This window comes from Arthrobacter sp. P1_B11, from assembly GCF_056406715.1.
Genome location: NZ_JBFTZQ010000009.1, coordinates 207,657 through 227,943, shown reverse-complemented (window position 1 = coordinate 227,943; position 20,287 = coordinate 207,657). Strand labels below are relative to the sequence as shown.

General features: G+C 66.8%; 18 protein-coding genes and 1 pseudogene. 6 read left to right on the top strand and 13 right to left on the bottom strand.

Going from position 1 to position 20,287, the window contains the following annotated elements; translation table 11 throughout:
- From AC1D14_RS10290 to AC1D14_RS10255, 8 genes and pseudogenes are all read right to left on the bottom strand, one after another.
- Nucleotides 1–520, bottom strand: a 520-nt coding sequence (locus AC1D14_RS10290; RefSeq protein WP_476968441.1) for an ABC transporter substrate-binding protein, incomplete at its 3' end; no start/stop codon positions are given.
- A 166-nt stretch (nt 521–686) separates the two neighbouring features.
- Nucleotides 687–2,009, bottom strand: a pseudogene (locus tag AC1D14_RS10285) (aminotransferase class III-fold pyridoxal phosphate-dependent enzyme); the annotation flags it as partial.
- 88 nt (nt 2,010–2,097) lie between these two features.
- A complete protein-coding gene (locus AC1D14_RS10280; protein WP_230121510.1) occupies nt 2,098–3,264 on the bottom strand; it encodes an RtcB family protein in 1,167 nt (388 codons plus the stop codon).
- Nucleotides 3,265–3,505: 241 nt separating this feature from the next.
- Nucleotides 3,506–4,927 carry a sulfate adenylyltransferase subunit 1 gene (locus AC1D14_RS10275; protein WP_230121225.1) on the bottom strand — a complete coding sequence of 474 codons (1,422 nt, stop codon included), beginning with the start codon at nt 4,925–4,927 and terminating at the stop codon, nt 3,506–3,508.
- Nucleotides 4,927–5,874 (bottom strand): sulfate adenylyltransferase subunit CysD, encoded by a 948-nt coding sequence (gene cysD / locus AC1D14_RS10270; RefSeq protein WP_230121224.1) that lies wholly within the window; start codon nt 5,872–5,874, stop codon nt 4,927–4,929. The genes AC1D14_RS10275 and cysD overlap by 1 nt, the downstream gene beginning before the upstream one ends.
- Nucleotides 5,871–6,596 carry a phosphoadenylyl-sulfate reductase gene (locus AC1D14_RS10265; protein WP_476968440.1) on the bottom strand — a complete coding sequence of 242 codons (726 nt, stop codon included), beginning with the start codon at nt 6,594–6,596 and terminating at the stop codon, nt 5,871–5,873. Before AC1D14_RS10265 ends, cysD begins: the two co-directional genes overlap by 4 nt.
- Nucleotides 6,597–6,673: 77 nt before the next feature.
- Complete coding sequence (locus tag AC1D14_RS10260; protein WP_230121223.1) at nt 6,674–8,413, bottom strand: nitrite/sulfite reductase; 1,740 nt, start codon at nt 8,411–8,413, stop codon at nt 6,674–6,676.
- 193 nt (nt 8,414–8,606) lie between these two features.
- Nucleotides 8,607–9,371 carry a sirohydrochlorin chelatase gene (locus tag AC1D14_RS10255; protein ID WP_230121222.1) on the bottom strand — a complete coding sequence of 255 codons (765 nt, stop codon included), beginning with the start codon at nt 9,369–9,371 and terminating at the stop codon, nt 8,607–8,609.
- 60 nt (nt 9,372–9,431) lie between these two features.
- Between AC1D14_RS10255 and AC1D14_RS10250 the strand changes: the two genes are divergently transcribed.
- Both AC1D14_RS10250 and AC1D14_RS10245 read left to right on the top strand, forming a co-directional pair.
- Nucleotides 9,432–10,103, top strand: a complete 672-nt coding sequence (locus AC1D14_RS10250) for a trimeric intracellular cation channel family protein (protein WP_230121221.1) — start codon at nt 9,432–9,434, stop codon at nt 10,101–10,103.
- Nucleotides 10,104–10,117: 14 nt separating this feature from the next.
- The gene (locus tag AC1D14_RS10245; protein WP_230121220.1) at nt 10,118–10,540 is read left to right on the top strand and encodes a hypothetical protein; all 423 of its coding nucleotides are present in this window, start codon (nt 10,118–10,120) and stop codon (nt 10,538–10,540) included.
- 150 nt (nt 10,541–10,690) lie between these two features.
- On the opposite strand, the gene AC1D14_RS10240 is transcribed toward AC1D14_RS10245, so the two are convergent.
- The 4 genes from AC1D14_RS10240 to AC1D14_RS10225 all read right to left on the bottom strand — a co-directional run bounded on the left by AC1D14_RS10240 (nt 10,691) and on the right by AC1D14_RS10225 (nt 15,170).
- Nucleotides 10,691–11,548, bottom strand: coding sequence for a DUF559 domain-containing protein (locus AC1D14_RS10240; RefSeq protein ID WP_230121219.1), 858 nt, complete (start codon nt 11,546–11,548; stop codon nt 10,691–10,693).
- A 384-nt stretch (nt 11,549–11,932) separates the two neighbouring features.
- Nucleotides 11,933–13,033, bottom strand: coding sequence for a polyprenyl synthetase family protein (locus AC1D14_RS10235; protein ID WP_230121218.1), 1,101 nt, complete (start codon nt 13,031–13,033; stop codon nt 11,933–11,935).
- 9 nt (nt 13,034–13,042) lie between these two features.
- Nucleotides 13,043–14,389 (bottom strand): geranylgeranyl reductase family protein, encoded by a 1,347-nt coding sequence (locus tag AC1D14_RS10230; RefSeq protein WP_230121217.1) that lies wholly within the window; start codon nt 14,387–14,389, stop codon nt 13,043–13,045.
- 4 nt (nt 14,390–14,393) lie between these two features.
- Nucleotides 14,394–15,170: a demethylmenaquinone methyltransferase gene (locus tag AC1D14_RS10225; RefSeq protein WP_230121216.1), complete on the bottom strand. Its 777-nt coding sequence runs from the start codon at nt 15,168–15,170 to the stop codon at nt 14,394–14,396.
- A gap of 91 nt (nt 15,171–15,261) precedes the next feature.
- Between AC1D14_RS10225 and AC1D14_RS10220 the strand changes: the two genes are divergently transcribed.
- From AC1D14_RS10220 to AC1D14_RS10205, 4 genes are all read left to right on the top strand, one after another.
- The gene (locus tag AC1D14_RS10220; protein ID WP_476968430.1) at nt 15,262–16,662 is read left to right on the top strand and encodes an isochorismate synthase; all 1,401 of its coding nucleotides are present in this window, start codon (nt 15,262–15,264) and stop codon (nt 16,660–16,662) included.
- A gap of 221 nt (nt 16,663–16,883) precedes the next feature.
- On the top strand, nt 16,884–17,693 hold the full coding sequence (locus tag AC1D14_RS10215; protein ID WP_230121214.1) for an ABC transporter substrate-binding protein: 810 nt from the start codon (nt 16,884–16,886) through the stop codon (nt 17,691–17,693).
- A 102-nt stretch (nt 17,694–17,795) separates the two neighbouring features.
- The gene (locus AC1D14_RS10210) at nt 17,796–18,587 is read left to right on the top strand and encodes an amino acid ABC transporter permease (protein ID WP_230121213.1); all 792 of its coding nucleotides are present in this window, start codon (nt 17,796–17,798) and stop codon (nt 18,585–18,587) included.
- Between the two features lie 11 nt (nt 18,588–18,598).
- The gene (locus AC1D14_RS10205; protein WP_230121212.1) at nt 18,599–19,402 is read left to right on the top strand and encodes an amino acid ABC transporter ATP-binding protein; all 804 of its coding nucleotides are present in this window, start codon (nt 18,599–18,601) and stop codon (nt 19,400–19,402) included.
- 83 nt (nt 19,403–19,485) lie between these two features.
- Here AC1D14_RS10205 and AC1D14_RS10200 read toward each other — a convergent pair whose 3' ends face one another.
- On the bottom strand, nt 19,486–20,280 hold the full coding sequence (locus AC1D14_RS10200; protein WP_476968429.1) for a hypothetical protein: 795 nt from the start codon (nt 20,278–20,280) through the stop codon (nt 19,486–19,488).
- Nucleotides 20,281–20,287: the final 7 nt, after the last annotated feature.

Below are 20,287 nucleotides of genomic sequence, written 5' to 3'. Positions count from 1 at the left end.
CGTCCTGGGTGCCGCCCAGCTGCGGCGATGCCAGCGTCTTTCCCTTCAGGTCAGCCGGCGTCTTAATCCCGGGCTTGACCACCAGCTGCGCGCCGCCGGAGGCTGCCCCGGCGATGATGCTGATGGATTCGCCCTTGCTCTTGACGAACGAGTTGATGGCCGGGTTCGGGCCGATGTAGGTCGCGTCGATGGCCCCGGCGTTGAGCGCCTCGATGGCCGCCGGGCCGGCGTTGAACACCTGCGTGGAGAGTTTGGTGCTGCCCAGGTTGTCCTTGATAAAGCCCTGATTGACGCCCACCAGGGCAGCGGCGTGCGTGATGTTGCCGAAGTAACCCAGCTTGAGCTCATGGGCGGGTCCACTGGGGGCCGCTGGCGCAGCCGACGCGTTGGAATCCCGCGATACGGCAGAGGCAACAATGGCGCCCACACTGATCAGCAGGACCAAACCAAGGGCCAGGGCGATCTCCAGGGCACGCCTGCGCTGGGGCCCCTGGCTCTCGCCGGCCTCAATGCGGGTCATGCCCGGCCTGGAACTAGTCATGAATTCACCATAGGGAGTGTCATAAACAGGGTTCAATGGGCCGGAAACGGGGGGTCACGCGCGTTCATCTAGCGTCACATTCGGACGGGGGCCAGCCTTCGCACCTGACCACCCTCCGCTGCCCGTCCTTTCGGTGGACCCAGGCCTAAGACAGATAGCCGTCGGCCGCAGCCAGGGCGTCGTCCAGGATGGCGAGGCCCGCGGCGGCGTCGGCGTCGTTCACGTTTAGGGGAGGAGCGACATTGACGCGGTTGCCCATAGTCAGCGGCAACAGACCCCGATCCAGGCACGCCTTGACGAAGGAGACCATCGGCGCGTTCGCCGCGCCAGTGGCTCCTATCGGCACGAGCGGGTCTCTGGTCAGCCGGTCGCGGACGAGTTCGACGGTCCAGAGGCCGCCGATGCCGCGAACATCCCCGACACACTCATGCTTCGCCGCAAGCTCACGGAGTCCTGGCCCAAGGACGTCCCCGCCGAGGCGTGCTGCTGCAGCGACGGTGCCCTCCTCGTGCATCGCGTTGATGGCGCCGACGGCTGCTGCGCAGGCGAGTGGGTGGCCGCTGTACGTCATGCCCGCGGGGTAGGGGCGTTTGGTGAACATCTCGTAGATCGCGTCGCCGACCAGCACGCCGCCCAGCGGCACGTACCCGGAGTTCACTCCCTTCGCGAACGCCATCAGGTCGGGTGCCACGCCATCGTGGTCGACGCCGAACCAGGCTCCCGTGCGGCCGAAGCCGACCATCACCTCGTCCGCGATGTAAACGATGCCGTGGCGGTCACACAGGTTGCGGACCCCACGCAGGTAACCGGTTGGCGGCACGATGACGCCCGAGCTGCCGATCACAGATTCCAGGACCAACCCGGCGATCGTCGAGGGGCCCTCCAGGAGGATCACCTGCTCGAGGTGGGCGAGCGCCCGCTCGGACTCTTCCTCCGGGGTCCTCGACCCGAACGCCGACCGGTACAGGAAAGGACCGAAGAAGTGGACGGCACCCGCCGCCCCGGTGTCCGAGGCCCAGCGGCGCGGGTCGCCGGTGAGGTGGATCGATGCCGCCGTTGAGCCATGGTAGGAGCGGTAGGCGGCGAGCACCTTCGGTCGTCCCGTGTAAAGGCGCGCCATTCGAACCGCATGCTCGATGGCCTCTGTTCCGCCGGTGGTGAACAGCACGTGCCCGAGGCCCTCCGGCGCGACCTCCACAATCAGCCGCGCCGCCTCGCTCCGGACGTCGGACGCGTGGCTGGGCGCAAGCGTGCACAGACGGTCGGCTTGTTCCTTGATCGCAGCGACGATGCGCGGATGTTGGTGACCGAGGTTGGTGAACACCAGTTGCGAGCTGAAATCCAGGTAGCGCCGTCCATTGGCGTCGACGACATAGCTGCCGGAGCCACCGACAAACGTAGGCACATCGCGCGGCCCCTGCACCGCCCAGGGGTGGAAGACCAGTTCGTCGAGATTCATGACATCCTCCGTTGCTTCAGTGCCGGAATGTTCACCCCTACTGCTTCACCTTGGCACCGCCTTGCAGCAGCGTCCAGAGCACCCCGACGGTGCAGGTTCAGTCGCCCTTGACGTTGACCAGTTGCCGCAGCTTGTGCCTTACCTTGACGAGATCAGCGGAGTCGCGCATGACCTGGTCTATCGGCTTGTAGGCCGCCGGGATCTCGTCGATAAACGCCTCGGTGGCCCGGAATTCAATCCCGTGCATGGCCTCCTTCAGTTCCGCCAGGGTGAAGGTCTTGCGGGCCGCGTTCCGGGAGTATTCGCGGCCGGCGCCGTGCGGTGAGGAATTCAGCGACACGGGGTTGCCCAGGCCTTCCACGACATAGGAGGCAGTGCCCATGGAGCCCGGGATCAGGCCCGGGTCCCCCGCCTCGGCCTTGATGGCCCCTTTGCGCGACACCCAGACGGACTTGCCGTAATGGGTTTCCTGCGCAGTGAAGTTGTGGTGGCAGTTGATCCGTTCGCTTTCATGCACCCTGCCGCCCACCCAGGTGCCGAACTGCGTGATCACCCGGTCCATCATTTCCTCACGGTTCAGCAGGGCGAAGTGCTGGGCCCACCGCAGTTCCTTGATGTACCGGGTGAACTCGGGGGTGCCCTCCTCCAGGGAAGCCAGGTCCGGGTCCGGCAGCGTGATCCGCTTCTCTCTGCTGAACCGCTGCGCCACCCCAATATGGTGCTGCGCGATCTTGTTGCCAACGCCGCGCGAGCCCGAATGCAGGAACAGCCAGACGGCGTCTGTCTCATCCACGCACACCTCGATGAAGTGGTTGCCCGAACCCAGCGAGCCGAGCTGCAACTCCCACTTGGCCACGTACTGGCCGGGATCAAAACCCGCCTTGGCCGCCAGCCTCCCCAGCTCAGCGACGCGGGGTTCGGCAGTGGCCAGGACTTTCCGGTTGTTGTGGCCTGCGGACAGTGGAATGACACGCTCAATGTCCTCGCGCAGCCGCCTCCGGTCCCGGGGCAGTTCCTTCAGCGAGTACTGCGTCCTGACCGCGATCATGCCGCAGCCGATGTCCACTCCCACGGCAGCCGGCATGATCGCGCCCAGTGTGGGAATGACGGACCCCACCGTGGCGCCCTTGCCGAGGTGCGCGTCCGGCATCAGAGCCAGGTGCGGGTAGATGAACGGCAGCCGGGACGTGGCGAGGGCCTGCTCACGCGTCTTGTCATCCAGGATCGAGGCCCAGTTGATGAGCCTGCTATTGATGGTTTCCACGGCTTCCCCTCCGCTGGATGAAACAGGCCGGCTGCGGCCAGGATCCGGCAGGATTCGGAGAAACTATTGCCCACGGACGGGGCTGAGTCAAGGGATTCCCGCACGCGGCCCACGGGCAGGGCCGGTCCTGCGGGGCAGGTCCTGCGGGCAGGCACGCGGGGCGGGGCCGGTCCTGGGGGGGCGGGCACAGAGAAGGCCCCGGTCCGGATAATTCCCGGGCCGGGGCCTCAGTCAATGCGAATCAGATGCTGTAGCGCTCGTCCTCGTGGTCTCCCGGGTGGTCGTTGACCAGTCCGGCAGCCAGCGTATTGCCGTCCAGCGGGTCGATCACCAGGAACGCACCCGTGCGGCGGTGGTGCAGGTAGTTCTCCAGCGGCAGCGGGGCGGCGAGCCGGAGCTGCGCGTGGCCGATGTCGTTGAGCTCCAGGCTGGACGCGCCCTCAAGCTTGAAGGTGGCGAGATCCAGCTTGCCGCTGACGCTGCGGACCAGGGCCTGCACGGTGCGCGTGCCGTGCTTGACCAGCACCTTGGCACCCTCGCGGAGCGGCTTCGGGGACAGCCAGCAGAGCGCGGCGTACAGGTCAGCCGAGCTTTCGCGGACGGTGCCTGCGGCGGCGATCGTGTCACCGCGGGCGACGTCGAACTCGTCGGCCAGGCGGATCGCCACGGACTGCGGCGCGACGGCTTCGTCCAGTTCGGCACCGGCGAAGTCGATGCCCGTCACCGTGGTAGTGCGGGGGTCCTGGCCGGGGGTCAGCACGCTGACCTTGTCCCCCACCTTGACCGAGCCCTCGGTGATCTGCCCGGCGTAAGCGCGGTAGTCGCGGTACATCTCCACGTCGAGTCCGCCGGCAACCGCGTCGGGTGCCAGCGCACCCTGCGGCCGGACCACCAGCTGCACCGGGAAGCGGAAACTTTCCAGGTGGCTTTCCAGCTCGTCGGCGGCGGGCAGGGTCTCAAGCACCTCGAGCAGTGCCGGGCCGGTGTACCAGGGGGTGCGCTCCGAGCGCTCCACCACGTTGTCGCCGTCGAGCGCGGAAACCGGAACCACCAGCAGGTCGGTGATGCCGTCAGCGCCGAGGCCGAGCTCGCGGCCCACCTTCTGCACGTCGGCTTCGATCTCGCGGAACACGCTTTCGCTGAAGTCCACCAGGTCGATCTTGTTCACGGCCACGATCACGTGGGCTACGCGCAGCAGCTGCAGCACGGACAGGTGCCGGCGGGTCTGCTCCAGGACACCCTTGCGGGCGTCAATGAGTACGACGACGGCATCCGCAGTGGACGCGCCGGTCACCGTGTTCTTGGTGTACTGCACGTGCCCGGGGCAGTCCGCGAGGATGAAGCTGCGGCGGTCCGTGGCGAAGTAGCGGTAGGCGACGTCGATGGTGATGCCCTGCTCGCGTTCGGCGCGCAGGCCGTCGGTCAGGAGTGCCAGGTCAATGCCGCCGGCCGAGCCGCCAAAGCCACGGTCCGCAGAGGTCCGGGCAACGGCGTCGAGCTGGTCGGCGAGGATCGCCTTGGAGTCGTGGAGGAGGCGGCCCACCAGGGTGGACTTGCCGTCGTCGACCGATCCGGCGGTGGCGAAGCGGAACAGCGAGGCGTGAGCGAGGGGTGCCTCGTCAAGAAGGGCCGCCGCGCGGGCTGTATCGATTTCGGTGCTCATTAGAAATAGCCATCCTTCTTGCGGTCTTCCATGGCGGCCTCGGAGATGCGGTCATCTGCACGGGTGGCGCCACGTTCGGTGATGGTGGAGGCGGCAACTTCGATGACGACGTCGCGCACGGTGGCGGCAGCTGACTCAACAGCGCCGGTGCAGGACATGTCGCCCACAGTGCGGTAGCGGACGGTCTTGGTGATGACTTCCTCATCGGGGCGGGGCTGGGACACTTCGCCCACTGCGCGCCACATGCCGTCGCGGGCAAAGACCTCGCGGTCGTGGGCGTAGTACAGGCCGGGCAGCTCGATGTTTTCGCGCTCGATGTAGCGCCACACGTCCAGCTCGGTCCAGTTGCTGATGGGGAACGCGCGTACGTGCTGGCCAACGGTGTGCCGGCCGTTGTAGAGGTTCCACAGCTCGGGGCGCTGGTTGCGCGGATCCCACTGTCCGAATTCGTCGCGGAGGCTCAGGATGCGCTCCTTGGCGCGGGCCTTGTCCTCGTCGCGGCGGCCGCCACCGAAGACGGCGTCGAACTTGTTGGACTGGATGGCGTCCAGCAGCGGGACGGTCTGCAGCGGGTTGCGGGTGCCGTCGGCACGCTCGGCCAGTTCGCCGCGGTCGATGAACTCCTGGACAGAGCCGACAACCAGCTTCAGGCCGAGGCGCTCAACGGTGCGGTCGCGGAAGTCGATGACCTCGGGGAAGTTATGGCCCGTGTCGACGTGCAGGACCGGGAAGGGAACCTTGCCAGGCCAGAAGGCCTTGGTGGCGAGGTGCAGCATCACGACGGAGTCCTTGCCGCCGGAGAACAGCAGCGCAGGCTTCTCGAACTCGGCGACGACTTCGCGGATGATATGGATTGCCTCGGACTCGAGGGTGTCCAGGCTGGAGAGGCGCGTGGAGGCTGCGACGTCAGTCACCTGGGTGGGCTCCTCAGTTAAGAAAGTGCTCATGCGTGTAGTCCGCATTCTGTCTTGTTGGTTCCTGCCCAGCGGCCGGCGCGGGGGTCATCGCCGGGTGCCACCTTGCGGGTGCAGGGCTGGCAGCCGATCGACGGGTAGCCCTGGGAGAGGAGCGGGTTGACGGGAAGGAGGTTGTCATCGGAGTACTGGACCAGCTGATCGAACGTCCAGGCCGCAACCGGGTTGACCTTAACCAGGCCGTTGGCTTCGTCCCACGTCACCAGGGGGGTGTTGGTGCGCGTGGGGGCCTCGTCGCGGCGGACGCCGGTGAACCAGAGCTCGTAGCCGGCGAGGGTGCGGCGCAGCGGAGCCACCTTGCGGAGGGCGCAGCACTGGGCGGCGTCGCGGGCAAAGAGGTCCTTGCCCAGGAGCCGGTCCTGCTGCTCCACCGTGTTCTCCGGGAGCACGTCCACCACGTTGACGCGGAGGTTGGCGGCCACCTCGTCACGCGTGGCATAGGTTTCCGGGAAGTGGTAACCGGTCTCGAGGAAAAGAACGTCGACGCCGGGAAGCTGGTCCGCCACAAGCGCCGGCAGAACGGCGTCGGCCATCGAGCAGGCCACGGCCACGGCGGGCAAGTCGAAGTTGCGCTCAACCCAGGCGATCACGTCGCGGGCCGGGGCGTCCCAGCCCAGCTCGGCGGCGCCGGCCTCGGCCAGTGCCTTGAGCTCCTCGACGGAGCGCTTGGCAGGGGTTTCAACCGGCTCAACCACGGGGTCAATCCCAAAAGAGGGGCCACGGCCGCCGGGGTCCCCGGCCGAGCTTGCGAGGTTGGGGAGTGGCTGGGGATTCACTGGAGTGCCTCCTCGTCTGCTGCGTGGGCCCACTCGGCGAAGGTCTGGCCTTCGGCGCGCTCGGCCACGAACTTGCGGACAACCCGCTCCACGTAGTCCGGCAGGTCCGCGACGTAGACCTTCAGGCCGCGGACGGTACGTCCGAGGCCGGCCTCTTCGCGGTCCGACGAAGCCAGCCCGCCGCCCAGGTGGACCTGGAAACCCGGGGAGGGGTCGCCGTCGGGCGTGGGAAGCATCATGCCCTTGAGCCCGATGTCCGCGGTCTGGATGCGGGCGCAGGAGTTGGGGCAGCCGTTGATGTGCAGGGACAAGGCATTCGGCAGCTGTCCGCTGTCTGCAAGGTCCGCGAGGCGGCGTTCCAGCTCGGCGATCGCAGTGGCTGCGGTGACCTTCGTTTCCACGATGGCCAGCTTGCAGTACTCGATGCCGGTGCAGGCAATGGTGCCGCGGCGGAAAACGGACGGCCGGGCGGAGAGGCCCAGGGTGTCGAGCTCGGCGACCAGCGGTTCCACCTCGTCCTTGGGCACGTCCAGCACAACGAGCTTCTGGTGCGGCGTGGTGCGCAGGCGGTAGGAGCCGCGGGCCTCGAGGGTGTCCGCGAGCTTCACCAGCTGCGCGCCGGAGAGGCGGCCTGCAATAGGGGTGGCGCCGATGAAGAACTTGCCGTCCTTCTGCTCGTGCACGCCCACGTGGTCGCCCGGCGTGGCCGGCTTGGGTGCGGCGGGGCCGTCGGCGAGCTTGTAGCCTAGGTATTCGTCCTCGAGGATCTGGCGGAACTTCTCGGGTCCCCAGTCGGCCATGAGGAACTTCAGGCGGGCCTTGGTACGCATGCGGCGGTAGCCGTAGTCGCGGAAGATGCTGGTGACGCCGAGCCATACGTCGGCAGCCTGCTCGGGCGTGACGAACGCGCCGAGGCGCTTGCCCAGCATGGGGTTGGTGGACAGTGCGCCGCCGGCCCAGAGGTCGTAGCCGATGCCGAGTTCGGGGTGCTTGACGCCCACCAGGGCGAAGTCATTGATCTCGTGCACCACGTCCTGGCTGGGGTGGCCCGTGATGGCGGTCTTGTACTTGCGCGGCAGGTTGGACAGGATCGGGTTGCCGATGAACCGCTCGCTCAGCTCGGCGATGAGCGGGGTGGGGTCGATGATCTCGTCCTTGGCGATGCCGGCCACCGGCGAACCCAGGATGACGCGGGGGACGTCGCCGCAGGCTTCCGTAGTGGACAGGCCGACGCCTTCGAGCCGGTTCCAGATCTCAGGGATGTCCTCGACCCGGATCCAGTGCAGCTGGATGTTCTGGCGGTCGGTGAGGTCCGCGGAATCGCGGGCGAACTCTACCGAGATGTTGCCGATCACGCGCAGCTGCTCGGTGGTGAGCGCGCCGCCGTCGATCCTCACGCGGAGCATGAAGTACTTGTCTTCGAGCTCGTGCGGCTCAAGCGTGGCGGTCTTGCCGCCGTCGATCCCGGGCTTGCGCTGGGTGTACAGGCCCCACCAGCGGAAGCGGCCGTGCAGGTCCTGGCCCGGGATGGAGTCGAAGCCGTCCTTGGAATAGATCGACTCGATACGCTCGCGGACGTTGAGGCCGTCGTCTTCCTGCTTCCAGGTTTCGTTGGCGTTCAGCGGCGTGGTTCCGTCCACCTTCCACTGGCCGTGAGGCTTTGCGGCGGGGCGGGAGGCACGGGCTGGGCGCGCGGGCTTGTCCGTGGCCGCTCCGGCTAGAGCTGTATCAGTCATGCATCGACTGTAGGGCCGCCCGGAAACCCGTCACAAAGGCCCCGGAAACGCTAAGTCACCTAGGGAAACATTTCGTCATGAATCGCCGAAGGGCCTTGAACAGCCGTCCCGCCTGTGCTTCGGGCTCGCGGCGGAATCACCCCTGCGAAACCAGCCCTGCGGGGCGTCAGGCCGGAACGTCAGTGCCGGGGCGTCAGGCCGGAGCGTGCTGCGCCGCAAGCGCCGCGTCGTAACGCTCCAGCGCGATCTCGGCGAGCACAGGCGACGGCAGCAGCGGTTCCGTCACCAGGTCCGCCCCGGCCTTGGCGAGCTGGTCATGGAAGAAGCCCGGCGCCAGGAGGTACGACGCAATGACCACGCGGCCACCCAGATCCACTGCCCCGGCGGACTCCCCCGCCCCGGCACCGCCCGAGGCCTCCTCGCGGAGCATGGCGACGGCATCGGGGACTGACGGCTTGGCGGAGGCGCCGTAAGCGGGCAGGATCCGGTTGGAGCGCAGCGCGCGGAGCTGGCCGGCGAGCTCCTCAACGCTGAGCGCGGCGTTGGGGTTCGAGGAGCCTGCGGCGGCGAGGACGATCGCGTCGTTGTCGGTGACGCCGGCCTCGCGGAGGCGCTGGTCCAGCAGCGCTGCCAGTCGCGGGTCCGGGCCCAGGGGCGCTGCCGCGATGCTGCCGGGCCGGCTCTTGACGGCCCGCGCGATGTCCACCTTCACGTGATAGCCCACGCTGAGCAGGAGCGGGACCACCACGGCGGAGGGGCCGGCCGATCCGCCGTCGGGGTCCTCAGGAAGTCCGGCCACCACGTCCACAAGATCGGGCTGCTGGACGTCCACATAGGCCTCACGGACGTCGAGTCCCGGGCGGAGCGCCGCGATGCCGCCGCGGAGGGCGTTGACCTCGGCAGCTCCCTGCGCGTTGGACGTCCCGTGGGCACAGGCGATCATGATCGGGCTATTCATAGGGGCTAGCGTAACGTTGGAGCCGCACTGTCCGCCCCTTGAAATAAGCCGGGACGCTCCATGACATTCCCTTTTGACATCGCCCTGGTATGGCTGGACTTGGCCGGTATCTTCTTCTTCGCCGTCTCTGGATCGCTGCTTGCGGCGCGGAAACAGTTCGACATCATCGGTTCCCTCCTCCTCGCGTCCATTGTTTCGCTCGGTGGCGGCGTGATTCGCGACATCATCCTCAACACCGGTCCGCCGGCTGCCTTCACCAACCCGGCCTACCTGGCGCCTCCTGTGCTGGCCACCGTGCTGGTGTACTTCCTGTTCTCCAGCGTCCAGCGCTTCACCTCCCTCCTGATCCTGTTCGACGCCGGCGGCCTGGCCCTGTTCTGCATCACCGGCACGCTCAAGGCACTGTCCTCCGGGATGAATCCGGTTGCGGCCGTCCTACTCGGCGTTACGACGGCGGTGGGCGGGGGCCTGCTGCGCGACATCACCGCCAATGAGGTGCCCCAGCTGTTCGACCCCAAGGACATCTATGCTCTCCCGGCCTTCACCGGTGCCGCGCTGACCACCGTGCTCTGGGTTTCGGGGGCCTTCAATGCGGTGACCGCGTGTGCCGTGGCGGCCGTGGTGTTCGCCTTCCGCGTGGCTGCCTGGCGCCGTTCGTGGCACGCTCCGCTGGCCGTCCGGGGGTGGCACCGGCTGGGGCTGGACTCGGGAAATTCTAGGGGCCGGGATTAGCTAGGATAAGAGCCATGACTGACATGTTCCTCGAGAAGTTCCGCGCGCTTGTTCCGAAGTATCTCGAAGACGAATGGCAGGAAGAGGACGGGCTTCCCGACGCGGAGCTCGACGCGGAACTCGCCGAACATCAGTTCACCATCCCCCTGGTGCTGCGCGAGTTTTACCTGGCCCTCGGCGGGTGCGAGGACCTCATGGAGGCCTACCACTACTTCTGGGACCCCGAGGAACTCGAGGTTGACGACGAAGGCTTCCTCATGTTCCTCGAGGACGAGGAGGAAAACTTCACCTGGGGCTTCCGCATCGGCGACCTCAGCGTCCCGGATCCCATCGTGTACCGCCGCAACAACGCCCGCGGCCAGTGGAAGAGCGAGGAAGGCACCTTCTCGGAGTTCGTCTTCGACATGTTCGACTGGGCGTTCAACGACGAGGACTGAGGCTCCGCCTCCGCCGGCGCTTCCTACTCCGCCGCCCTCCTGACCTCGAATGACGGTCTGGTGGCAACAACACGCCGTGGCACCTGCGTGTCTCCGAGGACGGACCGTCAAAGAAGGTCACGACGGCGGCACCCCCTCGGGCGCGGCGGGTCACCAGCCGGGGGCGAACCAGCCAGGCGCGAACCGGCCCAGGGCTCGGAGCCGGAGCACCGCCTGGACCTGCTCCACCATGGCCGTGGGGTGGTGCACCACATCGTCGTAGTAGTAGCGCAGGGTGAGGTGGCCGCCAAGCATTCCAACATTGTTCCTGCGATGGTCCTTCTTGACCTGCCGCGGCTCAAAATGCGAGGAGCCGTCCAGCTCCACCACGACACATTCCTCCACCAGGCAGTCCACCTCGCCCACGCCTGGCAGGATGACATGCATCCGGACGCGGAGGCCCGCCCCGACGAAATGGGTGTGGGCCAGGATTTCCAGCACCGAATCTGCCCTCGGAATGAGCAGGTCCAACACGGCGCGGGCCCTCCCGTTCCTGTTACCGGCAAGCTTTTTCCTGACGAACGCTGCCGAGATCTGGCCGCTGCCAGTGGCGGACTGCACCAGCACCAGTGCATCCAGCTCCGGCAGGCACCTCAGCGCGTGGAGAAGCACGTCTGCCAGGCCGGCCACAGGATAGGCCGGATGCGGGGCATGAGTGCAGGGCGCGTGGTCAACGACACCCGCCTTGGGAACGCCGTTCCCGCAGCTCAGGTGGAATGCTGCCTCCGGACGCAACGTCCACAGGTTGTAGAAGCGCGCTGCCGAGATGCACGTCAGCCGGGCGTTGGCGCGAAAGGCGGCCAGGACGCCGTCGTCCGCGTTGCGCGTCGCGTAGACGCCGCGAAATGGACGATACAGCTGGCCGGCGCGGACCGCACTGTCGAGCTGGAGACGCCGGAAGCCGGCCTGCAGGAGATCACTGCGCTTGACTGCCCCACCCCGGTGCCGGACAAATCCGAGAAGCTCCATGGAGCCATCGTGGCCAAGGTCCGCGGCGCCGGCTACCGACCGGTGGCCCTATGTGGACAATCCCTGGCTGCCGCTCCCGAACTGCTTTCACGCCCGATCGGTCGCGGCGCGCCACCTCGCCGGCGTGTCCCGGGCCCCCACCGTCCGAACAGGGTCACGACGGGAGCAGCAAGACCGTGACAGGCTGGTTAACAGCGGATTTGATGTTTATGACAAAGCTGTCATAGACTCATTCACGGATCCACTAAACGCCTCCGGTGGATCTGATGCGAACGGAGAAACGGCCCCGGTTCCTGGCAGTGTGGCGCTGCAGGGAACCGGGGCCGTTCCGTTTAAGCCCGTGTGGCCAAGCCCTTGTAGCCAAGCCTGTAGCCGGGGACGGAGCTAGCTCGCGCGGTCCACCACGGCCCGGGCGAAGCTGGTCAGCGAGTCCTTCACCACGCCCTCCGGCAGAGGGGCAAGGGCAGCAATCGCTTCGTCCGCCCAGGCCCGGGCAACAACCCACGACTCGGCGGTCACGGGGTGCTCGCGGAGGCCGGCAACAGCTTCGGCGAGTGCCTCGTCCGAGGTGAGGTCGCCGTCGATCAGTTTGAGAAGTTCGACGGCGGACTGGTCGCCATTCGTCGCAGCGCTGCGCAGCAGCAGCACCGGGAGGGTGGGAACGCCTTCGCGCAGGTCCGTTCCCGGGGACTTGCCGGACTTCACCTTGATGCCCGTGACGTCGATGACGTCGTCGGCCAGCTGGAAGGCCACGCCCACCTTTTCGCCATACTCAACCAGGAGCTCCTCGTAGGCTTCGTCGGCACCTGCGAAGATCGCGCCGAGCTGGCCGGAGGCAGCCACGAGCGAGCCGGTCTTGTCCGCGATGACCGAGAGGTAGTGCTCCACCGGGTCCTCGTCGGGGCGCGGGCCAACGGTTTCGTGCAGCTGGCCCAGGCACAGCCGCTCAAAGGTGCGGGCCTGGATTCCCAGTGCGCGCGAGCCCAACTCGGACACCAGGATCGACGCACGGGCGAAGATGAGGTCGCCGGTCAGGACGGCCACCGAGTTGCCCCAGACCTCGTGTGCCGTGGGGGCGCCGCGGCGGAAGGGTGCCGAGTCCATGACGTCGTCGTGGTACAGCGTGGCCAGGTGGGTCAGTTCCACCACCACCGCGGCCTGCACCACGGCGGGCAGCGAGGCGTCACCAAGGTGGGCGCAGAGCAGGGTCAGCAGGGGGCGGATGCGCTTGCCGCCGGCTTCCACGAGGTGGCGCGACGTTGCGTCAGCCAGCGGATCCGAGTTGGCGATGGCTTCGCGGAGTTTCTTCTCCACGCGCGCCAGGTTGTTGGTGATCGCAGGCCCGAGTTCGGGGTCCCCCGCAATGGCCGCGAAGCCTGCCGGCAGCTGCAGTCCGGTGGCGATGGCGGTGGTGTTGAGGCTGGGTTCGGACGTCGGCAGGCCATGCCCGGCGTGCGTCCAGCTGTGGTTCGCGGAGTTGGTCACGGGTTAACCCTAACTTTTTGTTGCGGAAACCGCTGATTTGAGGCCGGACGGCGGCTGGACAGACGAATTGGACGTGGCCGGCACCAGCAGCTCCAGCACCCGGATCACCCGGTCCTCGAAGCCTTTGGCGGACGGGTCGGTCAGGTTGGCCAGCAGCCGGACCACGAAGCGCATCAGCACGGGGAAGGGCATCCCGGTCCGCAGGGCGAGCTTCATCACCGCGGGCTTGCCGATCAGCGCGGCAAATGCGCGCCCCAGCGTGAAGTGCGATCCCCACTGTTCCCGCACATAGTCCGCATACCCCGCGAGGCGGGCATCGGCGTCGGACGCGTTCCAGCCGCCGGAAGCGGGCCGGCTGGAAGCCAACCGAGACGTGTCGATGATGAACTCGGCCGCGAAGCGGGCGGACTCCATGGCGTAGGAGATGCCCTCGCCGTTGAACGGGGACACCATGCCGCCGGCGTCGCCGAGCAGCAGCAGGCCGGGCGAGTAGTGCGGCGTGCGGTTAAAGCCCATCGGCAGCGCGGCGCCGCGGATCTCGCCCACCTGGTTTTCGGGCGTGAAGCCCCACTCGGCAGGCATGCCGGCAGTCCACTCACGGAGCACCTGCTTATAGTCGAGCTTGCCGAATTCCTTGGACGAGTTGAGGATGCCGAGGCCCACGTTGGAGGTGCCGTCGCCCACGCCGAACACCCAGCCATAGCCGGGCAGCAACTTGCCGTCGCGGCCGGGAAGCTCCAGCCAGCCCTCCATCCAGTCGTCGTCGTGGCGCGGCGACGTGAAGTAGGTGCGCACCGCGACTCCGAGCGGGCGGTCATCGCGCTTTTGGATGCCGAGCGACACGGCGGTGCGGGTGGAGTTGCCGTCCGCGGCGAGCACGACGTCGGCGGTAAAGTCGCGCGTCTCCCCCGTCTTGCGCCCGGACTCGTCCAAGAGCGCTGCGCGGACGCCGCTGACGCGGCCGTCCTCGCTGCGGAGCGCTTCGGTGACGCTGTGGCGTTCGAGCACCACGGCGCCCGCGGCCTGCGCGTGCCGGGCCAGCTCCTCGTCGAAACCGAGGCGGGTACGGATCAGGCCATACTGCGGAAAGTCGGACACCTCGGGCCAGGGAAGTTCGATGGAGCGGCCGCCGGCGAGGAGGCGCAGGCCCTTGTTGCGGCGCCAGCCGTCCTCTTCAGGGTGCGGCAGGCCGAGCTTCTGGATCTCCCGGACGGCCCGCGGAGTGAGGCCATCGCCACACACCTTTTCCCGCGGGAAGCTGGTTTTTTCGAGGACCGTGACATCCACGCCGGCCTTGGCGAGGTAATACGCAGCGGTGGATCCGGCCGGGCCTGCGCCGACAATCAGTACGTTCACGGTGTCAACGGGCGCCGCGCGGGATGTTGCGGCGCAGCTTGGCCACCGGCCCGGTGTGGGCGGCGATTGCGGCAGCCCCGCCGTCGGCCAGCGGCTTGTGCGCGCGGTGCACCGCCACGATTCCGCCGCTGAGGTTGCGGTAGGTCACGTCTTCCCAACCGGATTCCTGCAGCCACGCGGCGAGGTGGTCCTGGTCCGGCCAGGCGCGGATGGATTCAGCGAGGTACACGTAGGCGTCCGGGTTGGAGGACACCTTGACAGCGATGGCAGGCAGCGCACGCATGAGGTATTCGGTGTACATCGTGCGCCACAGCGGCACTACCGGCTGGGAGAACTCGGCGATGACCACCTTGCCGCCGGGCTTGGTCACCCGGAGCATCTCGGCCAGGGCCTTCTTGGGCTCGTTGACGTTGCGCAGGCCGAAGGAGATGGTGCTGGCGTCGAAGGTGTTGTCCGCGAACGGCAGGTTGGTGGCGTCACCGGCGATGAAGTCGATGTCCGGGCGGCGGCGCTTGCCCACCTTGAGCATCCCGAGGGAGAAATCGCAGGCCACCACATCTATGCCTGCATCGGCATATGGCTCGCTGGACGTGCCTGTTCCGGCGGCCAGGTCCAGCACGCGCTGGCCTGCCCTCACATCCATGGCTTCCACCACGACCTTGCGCCAGCGGCGGGTCTGCCCCATAGAGAGGACATCGTTAACGACGTCGTATTTAGCTGCGACGTCGTCAAACATCGTGGCTACTTCGTCCGGACGCTTATCCAAGGATGCTCGGTTCACCCTGACAATCTACCTGAATCTACCGTTTTGTATTTGCCGCCACGGGTAGGAACAGGCAGCTTCAAGTACCGGAGAGTACTGTTGATCCATCATGACCAGAACGCTCCGCACCTTGACAGTCCCTTTGGATGGAGAATCGACTCCCGGGGGGCTGCCGTCGTATCTGGTGCGGGACGATGTCCTCTGCTGGACCCGCCGCGAAGCCGGCCTTGTGGGCTTCGGCGAGGTGGCACGGTTCACGGCCACCGGCCCGGAGCGCTTCCTGGAGGCCGACATCTGGTGGCGTCACCTCGTCATCGAGGCGGACATCACCGACCACGTCGAATGCCCGGGCACCGGCCCGGTGGCCTTCGGCTCGTTCGCGTTCTCCAAGGTTTCGGCCCACGAGTCGCGGCTGATCGTGCCGGAGATCGTGGTGGGCCTCCGTGACGGCCGCACCTGGCTCACCCAGATAAGGGCCGACGACGGCGAACTCACCGAAGAGGGCGCCCTCGCCGCACTGAACGGGTGGCTGGAGGCGTCCGGGCCCGCCGCCCCTGGTTCCTCCGCTCCTGGTTCGTCCGCTCCGACCGCCTCCCGGGGTACCCCCGCTGCCTCCCGTGGCGACGTGCCCGCTGAGGCGGGGACCGCCGTCGGGCGTTCAGAGACTGCCACCCTGCAGACCGGTTCTCTGAGCGAAGAGGACTGGATGACCGCGGTCGCCGCCGGGGTGGCCGAAATCCGCACCGGCCGGCTGGAGAAGCTGGTTCTTGCCCGGGACGTCGTCGCCACAGTCCCGGACGGCGTTAACGCGGCGGAAGTGCTCCGCGAGCTCGCCGTGCGGTACCGCGAATGCTGGACCTACGGAGTGGACGGGCTGGTGGGTGCCACGCCCGAAATGCTGATCCAGGTGGAAGGCCGCACAGCGCAGGCCCGCGTCCTGGCGGGAACCCTGGACCGCCGCGACGCTGTCGGCGAGGCCGGGCTCCCGCTGGACTATGCCGAGCGCGTGCTGGCTGGCTCCGAAAAGCAGCGGCACGAGCACGAGATCGCGATCCAGTCACTGACCACGCAGCTGGCGCCATTCTCGGAGGCGATGAACGCGCACAGCGAACCGTTCATCTTGGAGCTCCCGAACGTGTGGCATCTGGCGTCGGACGTCAAGGCGGAGCTCACCGAGGTGGAGGGGCACGTCCCCACGTGCCTTGCCCTGATTAACGCGCTTCACCCCACGGCGGCGGTGTGCGGCACGCCAACGCAGGTGGCCGGTGCCCTGATCCGCAAACTCGAACACCTGGACCGCGGGCCGTACGCCGGGCCTGTGGGGTGGCTCGATGCCGCGGGGAACGGCGAATGGGGCATCGCCCTGCGCGGAGCCGTCATCGAATCACCGAACACCGTCCGGTTATATGCCGGCTGCGGAATAGTCGAGGGATCGCATCCGGAGGCCGAGCTGGCGGAGACGTGGGCCAAGTTCCGTCCGATGCTGGAATCGCTGGGCATCAGCAGCTAGGGCTACCGCAAAGCCAGGGTAGGACTGGGCTAAGCGGGCGGGGTGGCGTAGATTGACAGAGTCCGGGATTCCAGACACGTGACGGTGCCAAGGTCTTGAAATCCGGTGTGCTTTAGTTGTCCAATGGTGAAACTAAGTTTTCTGTGATGCACATCTCTTATTCAGAGATACACTATGAACCGCTTTAGACCCGCATACTCCTGCAACAAAAGGTAAGAAACATGCAGCTCAAGTCCCTTGCCACGGCCAAGCTCAGCGCCAAGGCCGCCGCAATCCTCGCTGTCGGGGCCCTGAGCCTCACCGCATGCGGCGGGGGCGGCTCGGCTCCCGCGGCAAGCAGCAGCACTGGCAGCGTTCAGCTCATCAACGCCGGCAAGCTCACTGTCTGCTCGGACATTCCCTACGAGCCGTTCGAATTCCAGAAGGACGGCAAAAACGTCGGCTTCGACATGGACATCGCGGCCGAGCTCGCCACGGATATGAAGGCCGAGCTCAACGTGGTGGACAGCTCCTTCGAGGCTATCGAAACCGGGACGGCCCTGACCCAGTGCGACGTCTCGATCTCCTCCATCTCCATCACGGACACCCGCAAGTCCGTCATGGACTTCTCCAACCCGTACCTGAACGATGACCTGACCCTGGTTGCCACCGAGGCGTCCGGCATCACCAACATCGACAGCGCCAAGGGCAAGAAGGTGGGCGTCCAGCAGGCCACCACCGGTGCGCAGTACGCCAAGGACAAGGGCCTCGACGCGCAGCAGTTCGAGGACACCGGACTCCTGGTCCAGGCCCTCAAGGCAGGCACCATCGACGCCGCGCTCGGCAACCAGTCGGTTCTCGGCTATGCCATCAAGGACGATGCCAAGATCAAGCGCGTCGAAAACTACGCCACCGGTGAGAAGCTCGGCATCGCCATCAAGAAGGGCAACACCGCTATGGCTGATCAGGTCAACTCGACCCTCAAGCGCCTGGCCGACGGCGGCTCCTTGAAGAAGTACGAGACCACCTGGTTCGGCGAAGCAGCCAAGTAAGCCAGCGCTTCGGCCTGAGACCTACGCAGCCGGGGCCCCGTTCAGGATCTGCTCAGCAGTCCGTGCGGGGCCTCAACTGCGCAAAACGAATGTGAGCACACCATGGCAATGACCGCACGTCAACGAGCCAAAGTCAGTCTGTACATCCAAGCCGGAATCTTCGTCGTGGCCGTGGCCGCTCTGATTCTGGCAACGGACTGGAAGACCGTCGGCAACAGCGTCTTCAACTTCGGCAAGATCGGCCCGATGTTCCCCGGAATCATCCTCGTCGGCCTGAAGAACACCCTGATCTACACCGCGCTGGCGTTTGTCGTCGGCCTGTCCGGCGGCCTCCTGCTGGCACTCATGAAGCTGTCCACCTTCCCCCTGTACCGCTGGATTGCCACCGGCTACATCGAATTCTTCCGCGGCGTGCCGGCGCTGCTGGTGTTCATTGCGTTCGGCTACGGCGTGCCACTGGCCTTCGGCGTTTCATGGGACGTCAACATCGTGGTGATGGTTTCCCTCGGCATGGTGGCCTCCGCCTACATCGCCGAGACCCTGCGCGCCGGCCTGCAGGCCGTTCCGAAGGGACAGATGGAAGCCGCGCGGTCGCTCGGCATGCCGATGTGGCGGGCCATGGTCACCATTGTGATCCCGCAGGCCTTCCGGATTGTGCTGCCCCCGCTGACCAACGAGGTCATCCTGCTGACCAAGGACTCCTCGCTGATCTACGTGCTGGGCCTGACCGCCTCGCAGTACGAGCTCACCAAGTTCGGCCGTGACGGCATCTCCAGCTTGGGCGCGGGCCTCACGCCGCTTCTGGTGGCCGGTGCGTTCTACCTGGTGATCACCATCCCGCTGAGCCTCCTGGCCCGGAAGTTCGAAAGCCGCTCCGCGCGGACCAAGCGATAGGCAGAGAAGTCATGAACGACGTCGTAATTCCCTCCCGCAACCACACCGGGTCTGTCCATGCCGCCGGGGTCTCCATCAAGGACCTGCGCAAGTCCTACGGCTCCAACGAGGTCCTCAAGGGCATCAGCCTGGACGTTGCCCCGGGCGAGGTTGTCTGCCTGATCGGCCCGTCCGGCTCGGGCAAGTCCACGCTGCTGCGCTGTGTCAACCTTCTGGAGCAGCCCAACGAGGGCACCATCCACGTGGGCGGCTTCGAGGCCACTGACCTGGACGTGGACATCGACAAGATGCGCCGCAAAGTGGGCATGGTGTTCCAGCAGTTCAACCTTTTCCCGCACCTGAATGCGCTGCGCAACTGCACCGTGGCGCAGACCAAGGTGCTCAAGCGCTCCCAGGCCGAGGCTGACAACGTGGCCCAGGCCAACCTTGACCGCGTGGGGTTGGGGCACCTCGCCGACCGCTTCCCGGACCAGCTGTCCGGCGGCCAGCAGCAGCGCGTGGCCATCGCCCGGGCGCTGAGCATGGACCCCGAGCTGATGCTTTTCGATGAGCCCACGTCCGCTCTGGACCCCGAGACCGTGGGCGATGTCCTCTCTGTCATGCGGAACCTGGCCAAGGAAGGCATGACCATGCTCGTGGTCACGCATGAGATGGGATTCGCCCGGGAAGTCGCCGACCGCGTGGTCTTCATGGACGGCGGCGTGGTGGTGGAGGAAGGCGTGGCCGAGCACGTCATCAGCTCGCCCACGCAGGGCCGCACCAAGGAATTCCTCAAGCGCGTGCTGGACCCGACGCACATCGAGATCGCAGAGTAGGCTTCTTCGCTGCGCTTCTCGCTTGACGCTGCGCAAATGCCCTGACGCTACTGGAATTCCGGTAGCGCCGGGGCATTTGGGTGTCACGGGGGAATTTGCGCATCCGCTGAACGGGCGCGACGGCGGGGCACGCCGGCCGTCGCCAGCTTCCGTTCCAGTCGCCCGGGGGTCGTTAGGTCCGACCAGATCCACCGGACTACGGCACGACCGGTCGCCCGGATCCGGTCCTCCCTGTACTTTTCATCGACCACGGCTTGGGACGGGCTCCGGCCTTGGAGGTACTCCGGCTTCAAGTACTTGTCGACGCCGTCGAACTCGCCGGCAACCCGGACGCCGCGCCAGTAGTAATCTGCGTAACCAACGAGCCCATCCGCATCACGGACCTCGTACTGCAAGACCGGTGGCTCAAAGCCCTTAACGCTCATGAGGGCACGGCCGTACGACTCTCCCGCTGAACCAGAAAGCGGATCCGCAAAATCAACGGCCGCCGCGATCCTGCGGGCGGCCGCGGACGTGTAGTTTCCAGCGACACCAGCCAAAAGCGCTTCCTTGGACAGAGCCGGTAGCCCCTTCCCCTTGTCCGGCCTGAGCACGTGGTCCGGCGGAACGATGGCCTCGGCAAAGGACGTGAACGCAGCGAGATCCAGCACGGTGCGCACCCGTCCGGTGACCAAAAGTCCCTCGCGCCGGACCGCCGTCAGGCCAGCCGGATCCGCGTAGTGCCGGCGGACACCGGCACGGGACAGGCCGCCGTCGTTCTGGAGAGTCAGGGCATGCACCACTTCCTGGCGGCCAACCGTGGGGATGCCCCAGACGCTGGCTGCGGAATGGCGGGCAAACACCGTGGGTGAACCGCAGGTTTCCGCTGCGGCACTCACCCGTAGC